The sequence below is a fragment of the Kitasatospora sp. NPDC086801 genome, from assembly GCF_044745805.1.
Classification (GTDB): Bacteria; Actinomycetota; Actinomycetes; order Streptomycetales; family Streptomycetaceae; genus Kitasatospora.
The window spans coordinates 44,567-66,023 of sequence record NZ_JBIVAX010000034.1 but is presented as its reverse complement, the minus strand read 5'-3'; the positions used below and the strand labels follow the sequence as shown (position 1 = coordinate 66,023).

The window sequence follows — 21,457 nt, the reverse complement described above, 5'->3', positions numbered from 1 at the left end:
GGTGGTGCGTCGATACGGCGGCTTCGTCAGCCGGCGTCCTTGCGGTCGGCGGCCATGCCGGCCGCGTCGAGCAGGGCGCTGCCGACGATCAGGTCGGCGCCGCCGAACTGCGGGTCGCGCAGCGGGGTGCCGTCGTCCACGGCGAACAGCAGCCGCTCCTCGCCCTGCCGGTAGGCGGTGCCGACCGGCGGGCTGGCCGCGTGGACGGCCAGCAGGGCGACCAGGTACGGCAGGTCCGGGTCCTGCTCGCGGGCCTCGGCGAGCAGGCCGGAGAGCCGGCGGGGGGCGTCGGCGGGCAGGTCGAGCAGGACCAGCGCGGCCTCCAGCTGGGCTTCGGAGAAGCGGCTGTCGTCCGGGGTGGCGACCAAGTCCGGGTCCGGCAGTTCGGCGCCGAGGTGCTCGCGCTCGACCGGCGGGGTGAGCAGCAGGTCGACCAGGTCGGCGACCCGGACGGAGACGGGGGTGCGCAGGCCCGCGCCGCGGGCGAAGAAGGCGCCGGTGGGGCGGACGGCCTGCTCGACCGGCAGCCGCAGCACGGGGGCGAGCAGCTGGCCGTAGAGGTCGATGCCACTGCGGGCACCGGGGGTGGCGAAGGCCTGCCGGTCCTGCTCGGCGCGGAACAGCGGGCCGGCCTCCAGCAGGCGGGTCTGCAGCTTCGTGTGACGGCGGATGCAGTCCTTGACGATGTCGAGCAGTTCGGCGGCGCGGCGCTTGTGCTCCGCCCCTTCGGGAGTGTGGGGCTCGGCCTCGTCACGGGCCTTGCGGATGTTGGTGAGAATCGCGTTCTCGTGCCGGTAGCGGTCGGCGATGTGGTCCAGCGCCTCGTCGATGAGGTCGGGGATGGCGCGCATCCAGTCGACGGCGCGGACGTTGCGCCGGGTGGCGTCGAGGGCGCGGCGCAGCGTCTCGGCGTACTGGACGGTGCGGTAGCGGGCCTGCTCGGCGGCGAGCTGGGCGTCGGCCAGGCGGCCGCGGCGGATCAGCACCTCCAGCTTGACCTCGGCGGCGATCTGGGCCGAGGTGACGTCGGTGTCGAGCGCGCCGACCAGGACGTTGACCGCCTCGTCGGTGGTGCGCAGGTAGACGCCGCCGTCGGGACCGGGCACCTCCTCGATCAGCTTGAAGTCGTAGTCGCGCCGGACGTACTCGCCGTCCGCGCCGAAGGTGCCGTAGACGGCGCGGAAGCCCCGGTCGACGCTGCCGACGTTGATCAGCGACTCCAGCACCCAGCGGGCGACCCGCTCGTGCTCGGCGGCGGGGCGACCGGCGGCCTGGGCGGCGACCCGGGGCAGCAGGCGGGCGAGCACTATGTCGCGGTCGGCGCCGGTGTCGAAGTCCATGTGCAGGGTGACCAGGTCGATCGCGGCGAGGCCGACCTCGGCCATCGCGTAGCCGCCGTACTCGCCCGCCAGGTTGACCTTGCGGTTGTCCAGGTCGTGCAGGGGGGCGGTGCAGGCCAGCGCCTTGAGCCGGCGGGCCAGGCCCTCGTCGGCGGCGGGGCCGGGCGCGGGCCTCGCCGCGACGGACCCGGCGGGCGGCCGGGGGCCGGGCAGGGTGGGCAGGTCAGCGATGGCGGTCACGGTGGACAAGATTAGAGGTTCGCACTGACATCGACCGAAACGGGCCTTGTGGGCGGGCTGCGCGGCAGGCCGGAGGGTGTGTCGGGGGTGAATTCAGAACGGGATTTCGATGGGATTCCGCCATTCCCGAACCGATATTCGGGAAACCCGTGAAGGTGGCGCGTCGCTTCCGTGATGATCGTCCTATGATCACTCGACTGGTCAAAGCGGGCCTCGCCGCGGCGCTGTCCGTGACCACCCTCGCCACCGGCGCCGCCGCCTCGTCGGCCGCTCCGGCCGACGCCCCCGCCGTTCCGGGGCAGCACGTCACCGTGTCCCTGAACGGCTTCCTGCCGAGCACCACCCCTCCCGGGCCGGGCAAGTTCTCGGTCGGCTGGACGTCCGCCGGCACCCAGGACCTCACCGGGCCGACCCACATCACCGTCGACCTGCCGCCGGGGTTCACCACCGAACTCGGCATGTTCTACTCCACCCCGTACGACTACACCTTCACCGAGTCCGTCTCGCCCGACGGCCGCCACCTGGACGCCGTCCTCACCGGCACCCGCAGGCCCGGGCACTACGAGTTCATGAAGCTGACCGTGGGCCGCGACTTCACCCAGCAGCCGACCGGCCAGATCGTCGCGACGGTCTCCAACCCGAACGACACCGACCCGACCGGCCACGTGACGGTCCTGCCGGTCGACGGAAGCGCGCCGACGCCGGTCGTCCCGGCGCCGCCCGTGGTCGACGGTCTCGACACCACCACCGGCCCGGGTGCGGGCGGCACCGCGGTGACCGTCAGCGGCAGCAACCTGACGGACGGCATGGTGCTGGTCGGCGGCGTCCCGGCGGCCGGCACCTGCACCGACACCGCCTGCACGGTGAGCACGCCCGGCGGCTCGGGCAGCGCCCCCGTCTCGGTGGTGACCCCCGGCGGCACGGTCGCGGCGCCGATCGCCTTCGACTACACGGGCGCCCCGCCCCCGCCGCCGGCCGCACCGACGGTCGGCAACCTGACCTACACCAGCGGCCCGGTCGCCGGCGGCACCCAGGTGTACCTGCAGGGCGCGAACCTGACGTACGGGACGGTCGCGTTCGGCGGGGTGCCGGCCGCGCACGTGTCCTGCGGCCCGTCCTTCTGCTCGGCCACCGCCCCGGCGGCGGCGGGCCCCGGCCCGGTGGACGTCACGGTGACCACCGCGGGCGGCACCAGCGCCCCGGTGACCTTCACGTACACCGCGTAGTCCGGCGGTACCGATGCCCGGGTGCTCCGGCACCCGGGCATCGGCGTGTCCGGGGGCGCGCGCCCGCACGGCGTCCGAGGGGTGCGCGCCCGCACGCCAGACGGGCTAGTTGAACGCGTTCAAATTAAGGGTCTAGAGTCGGTTCCGCACAGACGGGACAAGGCCCCGCCTGCTCTTCGGCATGGAGGCTCGCACCATGGACGCCAATCCGCACACCGATTCCGCGGCAGTACTGCGCAAGGTCCGGCGCTGGCTCTGGATCTTCGTGGTCTGCCTGGTGCTGAGCGGCCTGACGGCCTTCCCGCTGGAGACCGAGACCCGCTGGCTGACCGACCTCGCGACCGGGCCCGCCGCACCGCTGGCCGACCGATTCCCGGCCGCACTGGACTGGCTCGAACGCGTCCGCACCGGCGTCGCGGAGACCAACGACCACTACCCCTTCCTGGCCTACGGCACCGACTGGCTGGCCTTCGCCCACCTGGTGATCGCCGCCGCCTTCTGGGGCCCGATCAAGGACCCGGTCCGCAACATCTGGGTGATCCGTTGGGCGGTGCTCGCCTGCGGCGCCATCATCCCCCTGGCCCTGATCTGCGGGCCGCTGCGGGGGATTCCGCTGGCATGGCGATTCATCGACATGTCGTTCGGAATCATCGGCGTCGTCCCGCTGCTGATCGTGCTGCGGGCACTGCGCCCGCTGGAACGTTCCTTCCGGGGACCAGTGGCCGCGAGCTGAGTCGGAGCCGCCCAGCGCCGCCCCCAGGCGTGTGACCAGGAGTCGCACGCCGGTGGGCCCCCGGGGCCCGGGTCACGGGCAACGGCCTTCATCCGCAGGCCCTACCATCTGGCTCAACAGCTGCTGGAAGGCGGACGGGCGTGGCCGATGCGGTGATCGATCTCAATGCGGACCTCGGTGAGGGGTTCGGACGCTGGACGCTGACCGACGACGAGGCCCTGCTGTCCGTGGTGACCAGCGCCAACGTCGCCTGCGGCTTCCACGCGGGAGATCCGTCGACGATGCGCCGGGTCTGCGCGCTGGCCGCCGAACGCGGCGTCCGGATCGGCGCCCAGGTCTCCTACCGCGACCTGGCCGGCTTCGGCCGCCGCGCCATGGACGTCCCCCCGGAGGAACTCGCCGACGAGATCGCCTACCAGATCGGCGCCCTCCAGGTCTTCGCCCGCGCCGCCGGCTCCCGGGTCTCCTACGTCAAACCGCACGGCGCCCTCTACAACCGGGTGGTCACCGACTCCGAACAGGCCGAGGCCGTGGTGGCCGGCGTGCTGCGGGCCGGGGCGGTCTGCGACGGGCCGCTGCCGGTGCTCGGACTGCCCGGCTCCCGGCTGCTCGCCGTCGCCGAGGGCGTCGGCCTGCCGGTGGTCACCGAGGCCTTCGCCGACCGCGCGTACACCTGGGCCGGCACCCTCGTCCCGCGCCGCGACCCGGACGCCGTGGTGCACGACCCCGAATCGGTGATCACCCGCGCGGTCGGCATCGCCCGGGACGCCTCGGTGGAAGCCGTCGGCGGCGAACGGATCGCCGTCGAGGCCCGCTCCCTGTGCGTCCACGGCGACACCCCCGGCGCCGCCCAGCTCGCCTGGCGGATCCGCGGCGCCCTCGCCTCCGCCGGGGTCCGGGTGGAGGCGTTCACGTGACGCCCGCCGCCGTCCGGCGCGTCGGCGAGCGGGCGCTGCTGGTCGAACTCGACGACCCGGCGGAGGTCACCGCGTTGTACGGATGGCTGCGCGAGCGGCAGGAGAGCCGGGCGCTCGGCGCGGTCGAGGAGATCGTGCCGGCCGCGCGCACGGTGCTGCTGGACGGCGTCGCGGACGTCGACGCGCTGGCGGCGCTGCTCCGCACGGCCCGTCCGTCGGCGGCCGCGGCGGCGACCGGGCCGCTGGTTCAGGTGCCGACGGTGTACGACGGCGCCGACCTCGCCGAGGTCGCCGCGCTGTGGGGGGTGTCCGAGGAGGCGGCCGTACGGATCCACACCGGGCCCGAGTACGTGGTCGCCTTCTGCGGGTTCGCGCCCGGCTTCGGCTACCTGACCGGGCTGCCACCCCGGTACGAAGTCCCGCGCCGGGCCACCCCGCGCAGCAGCGTCCCGGCCGGCTCGGTCGCCCTGGCCGGCCCGTACACCGGGGTCTACCCGGGCTCCTCCCCGGGCGGCTGGCAGCTCGTCGGACGCACCGGGCTCGTGCTCTGGGACACCGGGCGCGAGCCGGCGGCGCTGCTGGCGCCCGGGGTGCGGGTGCGGTTCACGGCGGAACGGGCGTAACCGGGGTGCGGGCCGACGGCGGGCGGCACGCGGGCCCCGGACTGCGGCGGACGGGACGGCGGCGGACGGGGTGACGGGAGGCGGGGTGGTGGCGGACGGGGTGGCGGCAGGCGGGGTGGCGGCGTTGAGCGGATTGCTGGTGGTGCGGCCCGGGCCGTTGACCACCGTCCAGGACCTCGGACGGCGCGGCGTCGCCCACCTCGGGGTGCCCCGGGCCGGGGCGCTGGACGAGCCCGCGCTGCGGGCGGCGAACCGGCTGGTCGGCAACGAGCCGGGCGCCGCCGCACTGGAGACCACGCTCGGCGGGGTCGCCCTGCGCGCCCTCGGGCCGCTGGTCGTGGCGGTCACCGGCGCGCCGTCGCCCGTCCGGGTGGACGGGCGGGCGGCCGCCTGGGGTGCGCCGGTCGCGGTGCCGGCCGGGGCGGTGCTGGAGGTGGGCGCGGCGACCGCCGGGGTGCGCGGCTACCTGGCGGTCGCGGGCGCGATCGCCGTCCCGCCGGTCCTGGGCAGCCGCTCCACGGACCTCCTCTCCGGCCTCGGACCGGCCCCGCTCGCCGCCGGCGACCGGCTGCCGGTCGGCCCTCCTCCGCCCGACCGCCCCCGACCCGACCTGGTGCCGCTGCCCGCTCCCCCGGCCGAACTGGTGCTGCGGCTGCGGCTCGGCCCGCGCGCGGACTGGTTCGAACCCTCGGCACCGACCCGGCTGGCCCGCGACGAGTACCTGGTCTCCCCCGCCGGCAACCGGATCGGGCTGCGCACCGAGGGCCCGCCGGTCGCCCGCGCCCGGGCGGGTGAACTGCCCAGCGAGGGCATGGTGTTGGGAGCGGTGCAGATCCCGCCGGACGGCCGGCCAGTGGTCTTCCTGGCCGACCACCCGACCACCGGCGGCTACCCGGTGATCGGCGTCGTCCCCGCCGCCGATCTGGCGGCGGCCGCCCAGGCGCGCCCGGGCACGCCGGTGCGCTTCGTGCTGCTGCGGGAGCGCTGAGCGTCCGCTCGCACGCCCCCGGCGCTCACCGCGTGAAGGCGGTCCGCACGCCTGCCGACGCTCCCGGCGCGAAGGCGGTCCGCGCACCACCGGAGCCGTCGCCGTGCGTCAGGCGGCGGGCGCGCCGAACCACCTGGACAGGTGGCCGCGCAGGTCCTGCTGGTCCTCGCCGACCCACGCCACGTGGCCGTCCGGACGCAGCAGCACCGCGGGCACGTCCAACTCGTCGCTGACGTCCACGACATGGTCGACCCGGTCCGCCCAGCCCGCCGCCGAGAGCCCGCCGGTCTGGTCGAGCAGCAACCCGCGACCGCCGTGCATCAGCGCGTAGAGACGACCGCGCTTCAGCTCCACGTCGCGCAGCCGGCGGCCGAGCAGTTCATGCCCTTCGCCGAGGTCGTAGCGGACCCCGATCGCGATGATCTTCTCGATCAGGTACCGGTTCACCTCCTCGAAGTCCATCAGTTCCGCCAGCAGCCGGCGCACCGCCCGGGCGCCGGGCTCCAGGGACATCAACTGGATCTGCGCTCGGGTGTTGTCCAGCACGTCGGCGGCCACCGGGTGCCGTTCGGTGTGGTAGCTGTCCAGCAGCCCCTCCGGCGCCCAGCCGTCGACCTCGGCGGCCAGCTTCCAGCCCAGGTTGAACGCGTCCTGGACGCCGAGGTTGAGCCCCTGCCCACCGGTCGGCGGGTGGATGTGCGCCGCGTCGCCGGCCAGCAGTACCCGGCCGACCCGGTAGCGCTCGGCCAGCCGGGTGGCATCGCCGAAGCGCGAGAGCCAGCGCGGTGAGTGCGCCCCGAAGTCGGTGCCCGCGACGGCCCGCAGCCGGTGCCTGAACTCCTCGAAGCTCGGAGCGGCCGTACGGTCCTCGGCCACCCCCTCGGCGGGCACGACGACGCGGTACACCCCGTCCCCCTCCGGGATGGCGCCGAACCGCAGCTGGGTCTTGCGGACCTCCGCGATCACGGCGGCGATCGCCTCCGGCTCCTCGGCCAGCTCCATGTCGCCCAACAGCGTCTCCACCCTGGAGGGCTCGCCGGGGAAGCCGACGCCGAGCAGCTTGCGCACCGTACTGCGGCCTCCGTCGCAGCCGACGAGGTAGCGCGAGCGCAGCCGCGTACCGTCGGCCAGTTCGACGCTCACCCCGCCTTCGTCCTGGCTCAGGCCGACCAGTTCGCAGCCGCGCCGGAGCTCGGCGCCGAGCTCGGTGGCGTGCTCGGTCAGCAGCCGCTCGGTGACCGCCTGCGGGATGGCCAGGACGTACGCCTGGGTGGTGTCCAGCCGTTCCGGCCACTCCTTGCCGATGCCGGCGAAGAAGCCGCCGACCGCGAACTTCCGGCCGAGCGGGAGGAACCGCTCCAGCAGCCCGCGCTGGTCCATCACCTCAAGACTGCGCGCGTGCAGGCCGCGCGCCCGGGCCGGCAGGGGCCGCACCGCCTCCTTCTCCAGCACGAGCACGTGCACGCCGTGCAACCGCAACTCGCCGGCCAGCATCAACCCGGTCGGTCCGGCACCGACCACGATCACGTCAATCATCACAAACCCCCAGGTATGCCCGCAGATCCCGGCTTCGGCCGGTCATTCTGCGGCACGACCGGGGCCTTGCCGCAAGCCCCCCGACGCGCTATACCTTGAGAGTGGCGAGGAGTGGCTGAACTCCTCGCCTTCGTTGTTCTCCGCTCGCTGTTCTCCGCTCGCTGTTCTCCGCTCGCTGTTCTCCGCTCGCTGTTCTCCGCTCGCTGTTCTCCGCTCGCTGTTCTCCGCTCGCTGCGCGTGCTCCGCTCAGCGCCCCGACAGCAGCTCCGCCACCACCCGTTGCGCCGGGTCGAGTGCCGACTCCCCGTCCTCCGCCGCCCACACGGCGTTCTGCAGCACCCGGGCGAGCGTCCAGGCGGCCGCCGCCTCGCGGTCCAGTCCCAGCGCCTCCACCAGGACGTCGAACCTCCACCGCAGCGCCCGGGCGACGTCCCCGGTGGCCAGCACGTCGGCCCAGCGGTTGCGCAGCGCCGGGAGGAGTTCGAAGCCGGGGTGCCCGACGAGCGGTTTGGGGTCGATGGCGAGCCAGGGGGCACGGCCGCCGCCCTCCGGCGGGGCGAGGACGTTGCCGTAGTGCAGGTCCCAGTGCAGAAGCCGGTCGCCGGGCTCGGCGCGGACCTCGCGCAGGGCCGCGGCGCAGTCGGCGAGCAGGCGCCGCTCGGCCGGGTCGGCGAGGGCGGCTGCGGCCGCCGGGGCCCGCGCGCGCAGACCGTCGACGAGGTCCGCCAGCCGGCGCAGGCCCGGGGCCCCGACATGAAGCTTCGTCAATTCGCCGAGCAGCTCGGCGAGTACACGCAGCGCCGCCCGGTCATCCGCGACGTCCAGCAGTGAACGCCCCGGGTCGAGGCGTTCCAGCAGCATCGAGCCGGAGGCCGGTTCGTGGTCGAGGAGGTGAACGGCGCCACGCCCGGCCCAGGCCCGGAGCGCGATGGGTTCGCCCGCCGTCTCCTCGTCCACCGGCTGGAGTTTGAGCGCCGCGGGCGTGCCGTCGGCGCGCCGCACGGGCAGCACCAGCGCGACGACGCCGTGCGCCGGTGGGCCGTCTGGGCGCAGCTCCCAACTGTCGATCAACTCTCCTGCCAGGGTGGGGAGTCGGGAAACCCAGGCGCGACCGTCCGGGCCGAAGGAATCCGCCAGGGACGCAGCGAGAGCGGGCGGGACGTCAACAGGCATCAGGTGGGCTCCTCTCCGACTCTCCAGCCTAGGACGGAGGGTCAAGGCCGGCCGCCGCCACGAAGCCGCCGAGGTTGTCGAGGTTGTCGAGGTTGTCGAGCATGATGTTGTGCCCGCAGTCCGGGACGGCCGCCAGCCGTACACCCGCCGCCCGGAGCCCGTCGGCGCCGCGCGGCTCGCCGCCCGCCTCCGGAGACAGGAAGGTGCGCGGGAGGTCAAGGCCGAGCAGCAGTTCGCGCATCGTCGGCACCGTCGCCCGGGCCCCCGTGCTCCGCCGCCGCCCGGCCTTCCTCGCCGAGCCGGCGAGCTTCTTCTACGACGGCGACCGCCCGGTCGGCGCCGAGGAGTTCGCCGATCCGTTCCGGCGTGGTCTGCTGCTGATCGCCCGCGCCACCAGCGAGGCCGAACTCGCCTGGCTGCACGCCACCCTGGCCGAACTGGAGGGCGCGCCGGCGCAACGACGGACTGACAAACTGACGGACTGACGGACTGACCGAAAATCTGCTCCGCGTCTTCACCTCCCCGCCCTGCCCGTGTTCCGATGACGCCCATGGGTAACGACACGCACGCCGGCAACGTACGACGCGAGGGGTACGACGGAACGGGCCCGGGCGCGATCACCCCGGACGGCTGCGCCGTCGAGCTCTGGTCCCGGCTCCCCGTCGGCGACGCCCCGGACGTGATCGAGGCCGCGGTGCCGGCCGGCGCCACCATCCTCGAACTGGGCTGCGGCGTCGGCCGGATGACGCACCCGCTGAGCGACCGCGGCTTCACCGTGACGGCGGTGGACGAGTCCGCCGAGATGCTGGCCAAGGTGCGCGAGGGCGTCCGCACCGTGCGCAGCCCGATCGAGCGGCTGGACCTCGGCGAGCGCTTCGACGTCGTCCTGCTCGCCTCCTTCCTGGTGCACGCGGGCGACGAGGCGCTCCGTCAGCGCCTGTTGGAGACCTGCCGCCGCCACGTCGCCGCGGACGGCTGCGTGCTGATGCAGCGCGAGGGCGAGGACTGGCACCTCAACGTGCCGCGCGAGGGCAGGATCGGCACCGACGGCGTGTCGCGCATCGTCTCCTCGACGCCGGTCGGGGACGGCGTGAACTCCGTCCACGCCGAGTACGAGTTCCCGGACGGCCGCTGGACGCACACCTTCCGGTCCCGGCCGCTCACCGCCGCCGCGTTCGAGCAGGCACTGGCGGACGCCGGTCTGACGGTCGAGAGCTACCTGACGGAGGACCGCGTCTGGGTCCGGGCCCGGCCCGCTCGCTGAGTCGCGGAAGGGCCGGCGGGTCACAGCAGGTCCGCGGGTCGCGGAAGGGCCGGCGGGCCACGGAAGGTCTGCGGGTCGCGGAAGAGCCGCGGGCAAAGCCGGGCCAAAGGGTGAACAAAGAATAGTCATCTTCACCCCGTACCATCGGCCGCGCGCCGGCCCGTGCGCGGCCCGAGGGCCGTGCGGGTCGCGGCATGTCCGCATGCCCGTACGCCCGTTCCGACCTGCGAGGACCGCCCATGTACGACGACCGACGGATACCCCGGCCGGGTGTCCGGTGATCGACTGGTTCCACGGGGCCGTTCTCGGCCTGATCCAGGGGCTCACCGAGTTCCTGCCCGTCTCCTCCAGCGCCCACCTACGGGTGTTCTCCGCCCTGCTGGGCTGGGACGACCCGGGCGCGGCCTTCACCGCCGTGACCCAGCTCGGCACCGAGACCGCGGTGCTGATCTACTTCCGCCGGGACATCGCCTCGATCGTGCGGACCTGGACGCTGTCGCTGTTCCGCCCGGCGCTGCGCTCGGACCTGGACGCCCGGATGGGCTGGTTCGTGATCATCGGCACGCTGCCGATCGGCATCCTCGGCAAGCTGTTCCAGGACACCATCGAGACCCACCTGCGCGATCTGCGGATCATCGGCACCACGCTGATCGTCTTCGGCCTGGTGCTGGCCTTCGCCGACCGCACCCGCGCGGTCCGGCACGCCCGGCCGATCACCGACCTGACCCTGCCGCACGCGGGCGTCTACGGCCTCGCCCAGGCGCTCGCCCTGATCCCCGGGGTGTCCCGCTCCGGCGGCACGATCAGCGCGGGCCTGCTGCTCGGCTACAGCCGGGAGGCGGCGGCCCGCTACTCCTTCCTGCTGGCGATCCCGGCGGTGCTCGCCTCGGGGGCGCTGGAGCTGTTCAAGATCGGCGAGGGCCCGGCGCCGGCCTGGGGGCCGACCATCCTGGCCACCGCGATCGCCTTCGCGGTCGGCTACGCGGCGATCGCCTGGTTCCTCAAGTACATCTCGCACCACAGCTTCCTGCCGTTCGTGGTCTACCGGGTGCTGCTCGGCGTCCTGATCATCGGACTGGTGGCCGGCGGTGTGCTGGCCCCGGACGCGGGCGTCACGAAGTAGAACCACGTTCCACCGGGACCCCCGGAACAGCAGCGGGCCGGGACACCCGAGGGGTGTCCCGGCCCACCGTTCGCCAGAAGCGGGGCGCCAGCCGCAGGTCTGCGGCTCTACCGCCCGAACTCCCGGGCGGCGGTCAGTCGGCCGCGGACGGCGGCGTGGACCTCGGCCTCCTCGGCCGGATCGGCGGCGAGCCGGCGCAGGCGCTCCAGCACACGCGCGTCGCCCGTGGTGGCGACATGGCGCGCGGCGAGCTCGCGCGTGGACTCCTCGCAGTCCCAGAGGCACTCGACGGCGGGGCCCTCGGGGAAGTGCACGTCGGTCACGGCGAGCGCCCGGGCGGCCCGGCCGCGCAGTTCGGAGGAGGCGGCCTCCCCGTAGATGTGGCGCAGCACGGGGACGGCGTCGGCGGCGGCCAGCCGCCCCGCACCGTCGACCAGCGACCCGAGCCCGGTACCGCTGACCCCGCGGACGGAGATCCAACGGCGCAGCCCGTCGACGACGAACGGCGCGTCGGCCAGCTCCCCGGCGTCGGCGAGCAGTTTGACGGCGGCCTCGCCGAGCGCGCTGTCGGCGCCCCCGGTGGCCGGGTCGGCCCAGCGGCGCGCCTGCGCCAGGACCTCGGGGCCGCGCATCCGGCCGAGCAGTTCCAGGGCGGCGCGCACGATCCGGTCGTCGACGTCGACGGCGGCGGCCTCGATCAGCTCGACGGCGGCCGGGTCGCGCTGGTCGACCAGGTAGCGCAGCGCCGCCCGGCGGGCACCGGGCAGGCCGCCGCGGGCGGCCTCCAGCACGGCGGAGCGGTCCTCGGGCCGGACCACGGCGGTCAGGCAGCGGGCGGCCGCGGCGGCCCGGCGGTCCACGGCGTCGGGGGCGGCCGGATCGGCGGCGTCGGGCGCGGGCTCGGGCCGGCTGTCGGTGCGGCCGAGGAAGGCGCCGGCCCCGAGGTCGCCCAGGCTCCCCTGGTCGGCCCAGGCCAGGACGTCGGCGGTGGACCAGCCCGGGGTGACGCCGCCGCGGTTGAGCTGGCGCTGCCAGAGGTCGAAGGGTGACTGCTCGCTGGCCGCCGCCACTCTCGGGTGGTAGGCCGCCCACAGCCGCCAGGGCCGGGGCTCGTAGGCGTTGCGGATGAACTCGCGCAGTTCGGCGTCGCCCTCGGGGCCCGGCGCGAAGCGGTCCAGGACGGCGGTGCCGAGCAGCAGCAGGCCGCGGTCGTCGTCGCGCAGCGCGAGCTCGTCGAGGGCCCAGGCCCAGTTGGCGCCGGTGGCGGTGTACTCGCGCAGCATCAGCAGCGCGTCGCGCCGGCCGTACGCGGCGAGGTGGCCCAGCACGGAGAGGGCGAGGCCGGTGCGGCTCTCGTCGTCGCTGACGAGGTCCTCGGCGGAGTGGAGGTGGTCCTCGATGCCGTCGAGGGGGGCCTCCAGCTCCATGTAGAGGCGGGCGTAGTAGAGGGAGCGACTCTCGACCTGCCAGTCGGCTCGCGGATCCCTGGTGACGCACTCCTCCAGCGCGGCGATGGCCTCGGTACGGTCGGCGGCCAGCGCGTGGAGCTGCCCGTCACCGCGGCCTCGCTGCAGGAGGCCGAGGAGGCTGGCACTGGGTGCTATCACTGGCTCGAACATGAGGTCAGCATCCGTTGCGGCGGTCGTAGTGGCAACGGGATTTCCGTCGCCGGGGTCTCTGGTCGGTACTGCGGTGGGCGCCCGGGCGCCGGAATCACCGAAGGTTACCGCCTCGCGCCACCTTCCGCACACAGGGCGACGAAGGCTGCTGCCACAGTGGCATATGCCAGGGGAATTTTGCCTGCGTTATGTCCAAATCGCCCGCAGGGGCGAAGGCGCTGTGCCACAGTCGTCTCACCACCGACGGCCCGCACGCGGCGGGCCACCCCCGAGCGATGGACCCGCCATGAAGATGCCCTCAGGCGCCGCCCGCCCGCCGGACACCGCCACGGTGGACGGCGCCCCGGCGGGCGCGGACGACGGCGCGCGCGGCGAGCCGTGCGGCGACGCCGACAGCGGAACGGACGGCACGGCGCAGGAGCCGTCCAAGAACCCCGACCTCGGCGACGGACCCGGCCCCGACGACCGCCACGACGACGGCCACAACCATGACCACCTCATCGGCTCAGCCGAATGGGACCTCCTCACCGACCGCGTCCACTGGAACGCGGACACCTACCAGCTGCTCGGCTGCGACCCGGGCAACGGCCCGCTCAGCCTCGACCGGCTACCCGACCGCCTCCCCGAGGCCGACCGGCCCGTGCTGCGCCGGATGATGACCGACGCCCTGGTCCACGGCCGCACCTCCGCCGGCACCCTGCGGATCCGCCGCAACGGCGCCCCGCACGCCAGCGTCGAGTGCGCGGGCGAGCCCGTCCTCGGCGCGGACGGCACCGTCACCGCGCTGCGCATGCTGCTGCGGCCGGCACCCCCGAACTGACCGGGGCCCGCCGGGGCCTCAGAACCTCCGGGCCTCGGGACCCCCAAGGCTCAGGACACCCAAGGCTCAGGCCTCCAGGCCTCAGGACCGCTTCGGCCGCTTCTTCGCGTCCGCCGACCGCAACTCCCGCCCCAGCTCGGCCCGCAGCTCGTCCACCACCGGCAGCCCCCGGTAGCGCGCGGTCAGCCGGTACATCTCGCGCAGCCGGTCCCAGGTCCGGTGCGAGGAGTTCTGGCCGATCAGGTTCATCACCATCTTGGCCTGGAACTCCGCCGCGTCCGGCTCGCCGGTCAGCCAGTGCACCGAGGCCAGGGTGATCCGGTCGAACAGCGCCGAGCGCAGCTGCCCGGTGCCCTCCCGCAGGGCGATCACCCGCTCCGCGTGCCGCTGCGCCTGCGGTGCCGCCGAGGGGTCGTGCTCCGCCAGCGTGCGCAGCACCAGCGCCTGCATGCCGCGCAGCTCGGCCTCGTCGAACACCTGCATCCAGGACGGCGGCGGCTCCGGCGCCCCCTCGGCGAACAGGTCCTCGGCCTCGCCGAGCAGCCGCCAGGTGTCCTGGGAGTGCCCGATCGAGGCGTGCGCCCAGGCCTCGACGGTGTTCAGCATCGCGCGCGTTCTCGGCAGCACCCGGCCGCCGGCCGCCTTGGCCGCCGACATCAGGTCGATCGCGTCGTCGGCCCGGCCCAGGTGGACCATCTGCCGCGCGGCCCGGGAGATCGCCTCGCCGGCCCGCGGCCGGTCGCCGGCCTCCTTGGCCGACTCCGCCGCGATCATGAAGTACCGCTGGGCGGTGGGCTCCAGGCCCACGTCGTGCGACATCCAACCCGCCAGCACCGCCAGGTTGGCCGCGACCAGCCACAGGCGCTGCTCCACCGCGGGGGCGTGCCGGTGCGTCAGCAGGCCACCCACCTCGTTGAGCTGACCGACCACCGCCTTGCGCTGAAGCCCGCCGCCGCGCGCCGCGTCCCAGGCGCGGAACACCTGCACCGAGCGCTCCAGCGACTCCACCTCGTCGAGCCCGACCGGGCCCGCGTCGTACACGTCCACCACGGGGCGCGCCCCGCCCTGGGTGATCACCTGGCGCGGCCCGGGGACGGAGGCCGCGTACGCGACCGCGTCCCCCCCGAGCCAGCCCTTCAACGAATCGGCGATGACCGCTCCGGCCGTGAGCGCGGCACCCGCGCCCACCAATCCACGTCGGTTCAGCATGAGGTCCATTCCCGTGAACTCGGTGAGGACCGCGGCCGTTCGATCCGGCGACCATGGCACTGCTGCGGACTGCGCCGCTCCGGACCTGGTGGGCCGGTGTCGTTCCAGACCGAGGTCCTCAGTGGTGACGACACGGCCGAGCCGCTCCGTGAACACGGCCGCCAGCACCCTCGGCACCGGATCGCGGGGGATCTCTCCCTGCTCGATCCAGCGCCGTACCCTCGACGTGTCGGTGGACAGCTGCTGCTGCCCCAGCGCGGCACCCCGACGGTTGACCAGCCGCGCGAGCTCGCCCTTCGACCAACCGGTCAGGACGAACAAGTCAGCGAGTCGGGTGTTGGGTTCCCTGCTCAACGAAGCCCCCAGGTTCCTCGGCTGATTCGAGGCTAGAGGCTCCGGCAAGTGCCAGGCGAGCATTCGCCACCGTTCGCCAGGGCCCGCCAGACTACTAAGCCAGTGCACGGCGGGTGTGTTGTAGGGGTGCGCCACCTCGACCCCGGGTCGGGCGGCGTCCCACCAGCCTCGGGGCAGTCCCCCGACCGTGGCACGGGACGCTCCCGGTCCTCACCCGAGGGGGCGGCGCGGCCGGGTGGCGCGGGGGCGCCGGGCACGGCCACGGCAGTCCGGCCGACCGTACTCCCCAGGGTGCGGACGGCCGGAGCACCGCCGTCGTCTGGGTCTCCTGACCCCGCGTCCGTGCCCGGCGCCCGCGTACCACCCACCGCACCGAGCCAGGGTCGCCGTCACGCCAGGAAGCACGCGGCACCGGCCCTCCCCGCACCGCGGGGCGCACCCGCCGACGGACAGAAAGGGACCACCCTCACCCCATGTACTCCTCAGCGACGACCCCCTCGCCGACCGCGACCCGCACCGCGCTGCGCCCCCCCACCGCAGCCGCCGGGCGCCCCGGGCCGAAACAGGTGCCCCCGTCGAGCCGCCCGGTGGCTCCGCACGGCACCGACGGCCGGTCCACGGACGCCCGGGTCCCGTCCGGTCGTACGGCGCTGGGGCTCCGCGGCCCCGAAGCGGCCCCGGCCGTCGGCGGCCGGCTCCCGCTGGCCCGCCAGGCCGACGGCCGGGTGCTGCGCCAGCCGCACCGCCCCGGCCAGGTCGGCGGCCCCGAGCGGATCGACCCGTCGGCGCTGCAGACCCCGGCGGTGCGGGCCGCGCTGGCGAGCGTCGCGCGGATATGTCCCGCGTTCACCCCGCGCCAGGTGCTGCGCGAGGGCAGCCGCCACATCCTGGTGGCGGGCACCATCGGGCGGGCCCCGGTGGTCGCCAAGTGCCTGGCGCCGCAGGCGGTGCGGAGTGGGTACTTCGAGCAGTTGGTGGCCGACTTCCACCACGAGGTCGCGGTCTACCGGGCGTTCGTCCGGCACCGCCCGCCGGTGCGGCTGCCCCGGCTGGTCGCCGCCGACCACGACCGCTGCGTGCTCGTCATGGAGCGCGTTCCCGGGCGCCCGGCCGCGCGGGAGCGCCACCCGGTCAACGCGCCCACCCCGGGCGAGGTGCGGGCGCTGCTGACCGCCGTCCGGACGCTCAACCTGTGGCGGCCGCCGACCGACGTGTTCCAGCCACGCATGGACTACCCGATGGAGATCGCCCGCTACCACTCGGTGGGCCAGCTCACCGACCGGGACGCCGGCGACCTGCGCGGCCTGCTGCACGGCCTCGGCCACACCCCGCTCCAGCTCTGCCACGGCGACGCCCTGCTCAGCAACATGCTGCTGGCGCCGTCCGGCCCGGTGCTGGTCGACTGGGAACAGGCCGGCTGGTACCTGCCCGGCTACGACCTGGCGGTGCTGTGGAGCGTGCTGTCCGGCGACACCGCGGCGCGCCGCCAGATCAGCCAACTCGCCCAGAGCGGCGGCACGCTGGCCCGGGACGCGTTCCTGGTCAACCTGGTGCTGGTGCTGATGCGGGAGATCCGGCTGTACGACGTGCCGGGCGCCGGCGAGGAGCAGCGGATCATGATCCGCCGGCTCTACGACGACGCCGCGCTCGCCCGCCGGGCCGTCCGGGCCGCGGTCGGCACCCGCTGAGGCTCCGGGCCCCGAGCCCCCGGGGCCCGGAATCCGCTACGGCCGGCCGCCGCGCTCCAGGGCGGCCCGGCCGGCGGCCTCCAGGACAGCCTCGTCCGGGGCGAGGTGCACCCGGCTGCTCAGCACGTCCCGCAGGTAGCGCTCCAGCGGGTGACGTCGGCTCAGGCCGGGGTTGCCGGTGAGCGACACGGCCTGCTGGACCGCCGCCGTCGCGGCCCGGGTGGCCAGCAGGTGGGCCGGGCCGGTCCGGGCGACCGCGTCCGGCTCTCCCCGGTCCACCCGGGGGGCCAGCCCCTCGACCAGTTCCTCGGCGCCGATCAGCTGGGCCTCGATCTCGCCGAGGGCGCAGCGGTAGCGGGGCAGGGTGCCGAGCGGCTCGGTCAGATTGGCCGGAGTTCGCTGGTTGAGGAAGCGGATCAGCCAGGACTGGGCGGCACGGGCGACCCCGATCGCCACCGCGGAGAGCGCCAGATCGTGCCAGGCGAGGGCGAGTTCGGCGGCCCCGGCCGCGTCCGCCGCGCCCCTGGGAGCGGTGAGGCCGAGCGCGAGCTCGGCCGGCACCCGGACCCGCTCCAGCACCACGTCGTGGCTGGCGCTGGCCCGCAGGCCGAGCTGGTCCCAGGTCGGGTCGATCTCCAGGCCCTCGCTCTCACCGCGCACCAGGAACGTCCCGACCCTCGGCTCCGGCTCGTCGGTCCGCGCGGTCACCGCCATCCAGGCCAGCGCCTCGGCGCCGGTGCAGTACGTCTTCCGGCCGGTCAGCAGCCAGCCCTCGCCGTCCCGTCGGGCCACCGTGTCCGGCAGCGCTCCGGGCCGGCCGCCGGGCTCCGCGCGCAGCGTGTTGACCAGGGCGGGCCCGCGCCGGGACTCGGTGAGCAGCCGCCGGTAGCCCGCCGTCGGCCAGGCCGCGCGGCGGGCCTGCGCGGCGTGCTGGAGCAGCGTGAAGGCGGTGACCACGGCCACCGAGGCGTCCCCGCGGCCGAGTTGGGCCAGCACCCGGACGGTGTCGGCGAGCGTGCCGCCCGGTCCGCCGTACCGCTGGGAGACGGTCAGGGTGAGCAGTCCGGCCTCGTGCACCGCCTCGATGCCCTGGTACGGGAAGGTGGCGTCGCGGTCGTGCTCCTCGGCGCGGGCGGAGAGCAGGTCGACCACCCGGGGCAGTCCGGCGAGGGCGGCGGCGACGGCCGAGCGGTCGGGCACGGGATCGGGCGCGGGATCGGGATGGCCGGAATCCGACGCTCCCGGGGCAGTCCCGGGCGCGGCGGCGGGAGCGGGGTCGGACGGGCGGTCCGCGGGCGAACGGTCAGCGGCGATGGTCGTCATGGTGCTGGGGCCTCCGGGCGGCAGCGTGGGCTCGGCAGATGCGGGCGGCACGCCGGACGGGCGCGCGGTACCGACGTGGCGGCCTCGGAGGTCAGTTCACGGCCCGCCCCCGAATTCGGCGCCGGCCACGAACGGCCGGCCGCCCGCCGCCTCGGGGACGAATTCCCCTCAGCGGCCCGGACACACCGCGCTGGCGGTGCGCCGCAGGTCCAGATAGCTGCGGCGGGTCAGCAGCGGGAGACGACACGACATGTTCGCGACTGTACGAACCTGTGATCGAAACCGTCAAGCGGCGTCCGAGCCCCGGTCGGGCGCCGGTCAGCCCTGCTGGAACATGTCGGCCGGGAGCGGCTTCAACAGCTGATACAGGTCGTCCGAAATCGGTCGGTCCCAGGACGCGATGGTGACCTGGACTCCGTCGCTGCGCCCGAACTGGGCGCAGAACACCCGCTCCTCGCTGACCTTGACCTTCTTCACGATCAGCAGGTCGTCCCCGAGCATCACCGGGAAGTCCTCGGCCGAGACGAAGTCGACCGGCTCGTCGTTCTCCAGCGCCGCGAGCAACTGCCGCACCTCGAAGGGCACGCTGTCGCCGGTCTCCCGGGCGGGCGAGCCCTCGGGGAGGTTGCCGATGAACATCGCCGGGCCTCTGCCGCCGAACAGGTCGTAGCGCAGGAAAATCCCCTGGCAGGAGCCGTCCGGGCCGGTCATCATGGCCGCACCGAAGTCGCCGGGCCAGTCACCCGGGTCCATCGCGAGCACGTCGAAGTCCGGGCCGGCGGGCTGTCCGGAGCGACGGCGGAGAAAAGACATGGGAACATCGTACGTGCCCGGCACACCACGCTCGCGAGGTGGGTGGGGCACCGTCGGGAGATCGACGCTCAGAGACCAATGTTGACTCTGAGCAACCGTCCGGGCTACGTTCGGTTCAGCACGACAGCCGTTCTGGGTTTCACCCTCCGGGGGGACGGCATGTCGCAACGCGGCCCTACACGCGTTTCCCTCACTGTGCACATTGTCGTGCCGAACTGCCGAGCACCCAGCTTCGTCGTCGCACACAGCACAGCGGACAAGCCAACAGTTCCAACACCACAAGCCAGATCCGCGGGGCCCCGGCCCGTCGCTCCCGTGGATCTTGCTCGGGACGCCGCCGCGTGGGGGCGTGCGGGTCCCGAGCAAACGGTGTCGTCGCCGAGTCGCTCTCGACTTCGACGCCAGCCTCCCGGCGACTGCCGGCCCTTCGTGGGCCGGGACCGGCCGACGCACCCCCGGTGCGCAGGGGATGACTGGGAGGATGGCCTGGCAACACTGCCGGGTCGCACAGCAGGCGCCGTGTCTGGCCGCGTGGGGGCGGTGGGCACGGCGTCTGCCTGTGCTCATACTCTGAGCTGCGTTTGTCTAACAGTCAACAGAAATTCTGACGGGGCACCTTCAATAGATCATCAGTTGTGATGTTCGGGGCCGGAATCGACCGCGGAGCGGGCCCCGTTCCGACGGGGCCCGCTCCGCGGGTCGTGCGACGGCGCCTCGCGGCTCAGGTGAGGTCGAACTCGCCGTCCCGGGCACCGAGCACGAAGGCCCGCCACTCCCCCGGCGTGAACACCAGGACCGGGCCGTCCTCCTGACGGCCGTCCCGCATCCCGATGTACCCGTCCACGAACGCGATCTGGACATCCCCGACGCCCTGGCTGCTGCACAGCCACTTCGCCCCGCTGAAGTCCACCTTCGGCTTCCCGCTCGGCGCCAGCTGCGGCTCCGCGCCGCCCGCCTCCACGTCGATCCCGCTGTTGACTGCCACTACCCGGTCTCCTCCCGACGGCGTTCCAGGCCAGCCTAGCCACACCCGCCCGCCCCGGTCAGCGGGTTGACGAGGACTCCACCGGCCGGGCCCGGGCGCCGCCGGAGGCCTGCTCAACGCGTGTCCCGCCCGGCGGGGGCCGCCGGGAGCTGCCAGAGTGCTTGGCAGCGCGGGGAACCACCCCCCGCCGACCGTGCGCGGGCCCTCGACGGCCCGCCCCGGCCGTGCACCGGGCTCGTGCCCGATGCGCGCCGGACGCGGCCCGCACCGCCTCGCCACCACCGCCCACCACCGCCCAGAGGGAGCAGCCGATGAGCCGCCGGGACGGCACCCGCGCCGATGTCATCCCCATCTCCGACGCCCCCTCGGCCCACCCCCCGGCGCCCCGCACGCCGCCCGCGTCCGCCACGCTGCCCCGGCCCGCCTCCGGCCGGCCCCCCGCGCACGGCCGGGTCGGGATCGTCCTGGTGTCGCACAGCCAGGAACTGGCCACCGCGGTACGCGCCCTCGCGCTCGCACTGACCGGATCCGACTCCCCCGCCCCGATCGCCGCGACCGGCGGGGACCAGGGCGGTCCCGGCATCAGTGCGGTCCTGGTGGCCGCCGCCACCCGCCGGGTCGACCAGGGCCACGGGGTCGTGGTGCTCGCCGACCTGGGCAGCGCCGTCACCACCGTGCGCGCCCTGCTGTCCGACGCCGACGAGCACGGACTCCCGTTCCCGGTCCGCTTCGCGAACGCGCCGTTCGTCGAGGGCGCGGTGTCCGCCACCGCCACCGCCACCGCGGGCGGCGACCTCGCCGCCGTCCTGGACGCCGCGGAGGAGGCCTACCGGCAGCGCAAGGGCTGAGCGGCCTCGCGGATTCCCCCCACCCGGGGTGACCGGACGGCTACCATCGGCGAAGTGCCCGGGCCTCCGGGCCTCCGGGGAGGGGAGGCGAGGATGCGGACCGTCCGCCGCGCGCCGGTCAGGGGCGTTCCTTGCCCTCCCACACGAAGACCGTCGGCCCCTCGCACTCCAGCGCGTGGCGCAGCCGCTCGTGCTCGACCTCGATCATCGGCGGCAGCCCGTCCAGCGGGTACCAGCCGACCTCCAGCGACTCGTCGTCGTTCACCCTCGCCTCGCCGCCGGCCACCCGGCACCGGAAGGTCAGCACCAGGTACTGCGTCACATCGCCGTTCGGGTACGTGACCTGCGGCGAGACGGTGACGGAGGCGAGCAGCTCGGGCACGGCCACCACCCCGGTCTCCTCCAGACACTCGCGCACCACGCCGTCGGCGGGCTGCTCACCGGGGTCGAGGATGCCGCCGACCAGCGCCCACCTCCCGTCGTCGGCCCGTCGGGCCAGCAGCACCCGGTCACGGTCGTCCAGCACGACGGCGACGACGGCGGTCAGCCAGAGCGGACGGGTGCCCACCAGGGCGCGGAGATCAACGAGGAACGCGGGAATGGCCATGCGCCGCAGCCTAGCGAGGCGCAGGCCC

The 21,457-nt window shown here is 74.6% G+C and carries 20 protein-coding genes and 1 pseudogene; 11 read left to right on the top strand and 10 right to left on the bottom strand.

The features are described from left to right. Positions 1 to 26: 26 nt before the first annotated feature. Positions 27 to 1,580 (bottom strand): hypothetical protein, encoded by a 1,554-nt coding sequence (locus tag ACIPLC_RS28445; RefSeq protein ID WP_400475864.1) that lies wholly within the window; start codon positions 1,578 to 1,580, stop codon positions 27 to 29. A 185-nt stretch (positions 1,581 to 1,765) separates the two neighbouring features. On the opposite strand from ACIPLC_RS28445, the gene ACIPLC_RS28440 reads away from it, so the two are divergent. The 5 genes from ACIPLC_RS28440 to ACIPLC_RS28420 all read left to right on the top strand — a co-directional run bounded on the left by ACIPLC_RS28440 (position 1,766) and on the right by ACIPLC_RS28420 (position 6,067). After that, positions 1,766 to 2,806 (top strand): IPT/TIG domain-containing protein, encoded by a 1,041-nt coding sequence (locus ACIPLC_RS28440; protein WP_400475863.1) that lies wholly within the window; start codon positions 1,766 to 1,768, stop codon positions 2,804 to 2,806. Between the two features lie 196 nt (positions 2,807 to 3,002). After that, complete coding sequence (locus ACIPLC_RS28435; protein ID WP_400475862.1) at positions 3,003 to 3,539, top strand: hypothetical protein; 537 nt, start codon at positions 3,003 to 3,005, stop codon at positions 3,537 to 3,539. A 140-nt stretch (positions 3,540 to 3,679) separates the two neighbouring features. Then, positions 3,680 to 4,456 (top strand): LamB/YcsF family protein, encoded by a 777-nt coding sequence (locus ACIPLC_RS28430; protein ID WP_400475861.1) that lies wholly within the window; start codon positions 3,680 to 3,682, stop codon positions 4,454 to 4,456. Continuing rightward, a complete protein-coding gene (gene pxpB, locus ACIPLC_RS28425) occupies positions 4,453 to 5,079 on the top strand; it encodes a 5-oxoprolinase subunit PxpB (RefSeq protein WP_400475860.1) in 627 nt (208 codons plus the stop codon). The genes ACIPLC_RS28430 and pxpB overlap by 4 nt, the downstream gene beginning before the upstream one ends. A gap of 115 nt (positions 5,080 to 5,194) precedes the next feature. After that, positions 5,195 to 6,067, top strand: a complete 873-nt coding sequence (locus tag ACIPLC_RS28420; protein ID WP_400475887.1) for a biotin-dependent carboxyltransferase family protein — start codon at positions 5,195 to 5,197, stop codon at positions 6,065 to 6,067. Between the two features lie 108 nt (positions 6,068 to 6,175). On the opposite strand, the gene rox is transcribed toward ACIPLC_RS28420, so the two are convergent. The 3 genes from rox to ACIPLC_RS28405 all read right to left on the bottom strand — a co-directional run bounded on the left by rox (position 6,176) and on the right by ACIPLC_RS28405 (position 9,017). Further along, entirely contained in the window at positions 6,176 to 7,603 is a 1,428-nt protein-coding gene (gene rox / locus ACIPLC_RS28415) for a rifampin monooxygenase (RefSeq protein WP_400475859.1), read from the bottom strand. Positions 7,604 to 7,849: 246 nt separating this feature from the next. Further along, positions 7,850 to 8,776, bottom strand: coding sequence for an aminoglycoside phosphotransferase family protein (locus tag ACIPLC_RS28410; protein WP_400475858.1), 927 nt, complete (start codon positions 8,774 to 8,776; stop codon positions 7,850 to 7,852). 28 nt (positions 8,777 to 8,804) lie between these two features. Beyond that, entirely contained in the window at positions 8,805 to 9,017 is a 213-nt protein-coding gene (locus ACIPLC_RS28405) for a hypothetical protein (RefSeq protein WP_400475857.1), read from the bottom strand. Positions 9,018 to 9,030: 13 nt separating this feature from the next. Here ACIPLC_RS28405 and ACIPLC_RS28400 point away from each other — a divergent pair. The 3 genes and pseudogenes from ACIPLC_RS28400 to ACIPLC_RS28390 form a co-directional block, all read left to right on the top strand. Further along, positions 9,031 to 9,261, top strand: a pseudogene (locus tag ACIPLC_RS28400) (hypothetical protein); the annotation flags it as partial. Between the two features lie 65 nt (positions 9,262 to 9,326). Continuing rightward, the gene (locus ACIPLC_RS28395; RefSeq protein ID WP_400475856.1) at positions 9,327 to 10,040 is read left to right on the top strand and encodes a class I SAM-dependent methyltransferase; all 714 of its coding nucleotides are present in this window, start codon (positions 9,327 to 9,329) and stop codon (positions 10,038 to 10,040) included. Positions 10,041 to 10,320: 280 nt separating this feature from the next. Beyond that, positions 10,321 to 11,163, top strand: coding sequence for an undecaprenyl-diphosphate phosphatase (locus tag ACIPLC_RS28390; protein WP_400475886.1), 843 nt, complete (start codon positions 10,321 to 10,323; stop codon positions 11,161 to 11,163). A 107-nt stretch (positions 11,164 to 11,270) separates the two neighbouring features. On the opposite strand, the gene ACIPLC_RS28385 is transcribed toward ACIPLC_RS28390, so the two are convergent. Further along, on the bottom strand, positions 11,271 to 12,782 hold the full coding sequence (locus tag ACIPLC_RS28385; protein WP_400475855.1) for a HEAT repeat domain-containing protein: 1,512 nt from the start codon (positions 12,780 to 12,782) through the stop codon (positions 11,271 to 11,273). 286 nt (positions 12,783 to 13,068) lie between these two features. Between ACIPLC_RS28385 and ACIPLC_RS28380 the strand changes: the two genes are divergently transcribed. Continuing rightward, the gene (locus tag ACIPLC_RS28380) at positions 13,069 to 13,602 is read left to right on the top strand and encodes a hypothetical protein (RefSeq protein WP_400475854.1); all 534 of its coding nucleotides are present in this window, start codon (positions 13,069 to 13,071) and stop codon (positions 13,600 to 13,602) included. Positions 13,603 to 13,683: 81 nt separating this feature from the next. Here the strand turns inward: ACIPLC_RS28380 and ACIPLC_RS28375 are convergent, their stop codons facing one another. Then, positions 13,684 to 15,165, bottom strand: a complete 1,482-nt coding sequence (locus ACIPLC_RS28375; protein WP_400475853.1) for a hypothetical protein — start codon at positions 15,163 to 15,165, stop codon at positions 13,684 to 13,686. A gap of 473 nt (positions 15,166 to 15,638) precedes the next feature. Between ACIPLC_RS28375 and ACIPLC_RS28370 the strand changes: the two genes are divergently transcribed. Further along, positions 15,639 to 16,853 (top strand): phosphotransferase, encoded by a 1,215-nt coding sequence (locus tag ACIPLC_RS28370; RefSeq protein WP_400475852.1) that lies wholly within the window; start codon positions 15,639 to 15,641, stop codon positions 16,851 to 16,853. A 36-nt stretch (positions 16,854 to 16,889) separates the two neighbouring features. Here ACIPLC_RS28370 and ACIPLC_RS28365 read toward each other — a convergent pair whose 3' ends face one another. From ACIPLC_RS28365 to ACIPLC_RS28355, 3 genes are all read right to left on the bottom strand, one after another. Then, complete coding sequence (locus ACIPLC_RS28365; protein WP_400475851.1) at positions 16,890 to 18,053, bottom strand: acyl-CoA dehydrogenase family protein; 1,164 nt, start codon at positions 18,051 to 18,053, stop codon at positions 16,890 to 16,892. Positions 18,054 to 18,494: 441 nt separating this feature from the next. Further along, positions 18,495 to 18,989, bottom strand: a complete 495-nt coding sequence (locus tag ACIPLC_RS28360) for a hypothetical protein (protein WP_063350170.1) — start codon at positions 18,987 to 18,989, stop codon at positions 18,495 to 18,497. Positions 18,990 to 19,710: 721 nt separating this feature from the next. Continuing rightward, positions 19,711 to 19,923, bottom strand: a complete 213-nt coding sequence (locus ACIPLC_RS28355) for a DUF397 domain-containing protein (RefSeq protein WP_208869206.1) — start codon at positions 19,921 to 19,923, stop codon at positions 19,711 to 19,713. Between the two features lie 362 nt (positions 19,924 to 20,285). Between ACIPLC_RS28355 and ACIPLC_RS28350 the strand changes: the two genes are divergently transcribed. Further along, positions 20,286 to 20,822, top strand: a complete 537-nt coding sequence (locus tag ACIPLC_RS28350; RefSeq protein WP_400475850.1) for a PTS-dependent dihydroxyacetone kinase phosphotransferase subunit DhaM — start codon at positions 20,286 to 20,288, stop codon at positions 20,820 to 20,822. Between the two features lie 118 nt (positions 20,823 to 20,940). Here ACIPLC_RS28350 and ACIPLC_RS28345 read toward each other — a convergent pair whose 3' ends face one another. Beyond that, positions 20,941 to 21,429, bottom strand: coding sequence for an NUDIX hydrolase (locus tag ACIPLC_RS28345; protein WP_400475849.1), 489 nt, complete (start codon positions 21,427 to 21,429; stop codon positions 20,941 to 20,943). Positions 21,430 to 21,457 lie beyond the last annotated feature (28 nt).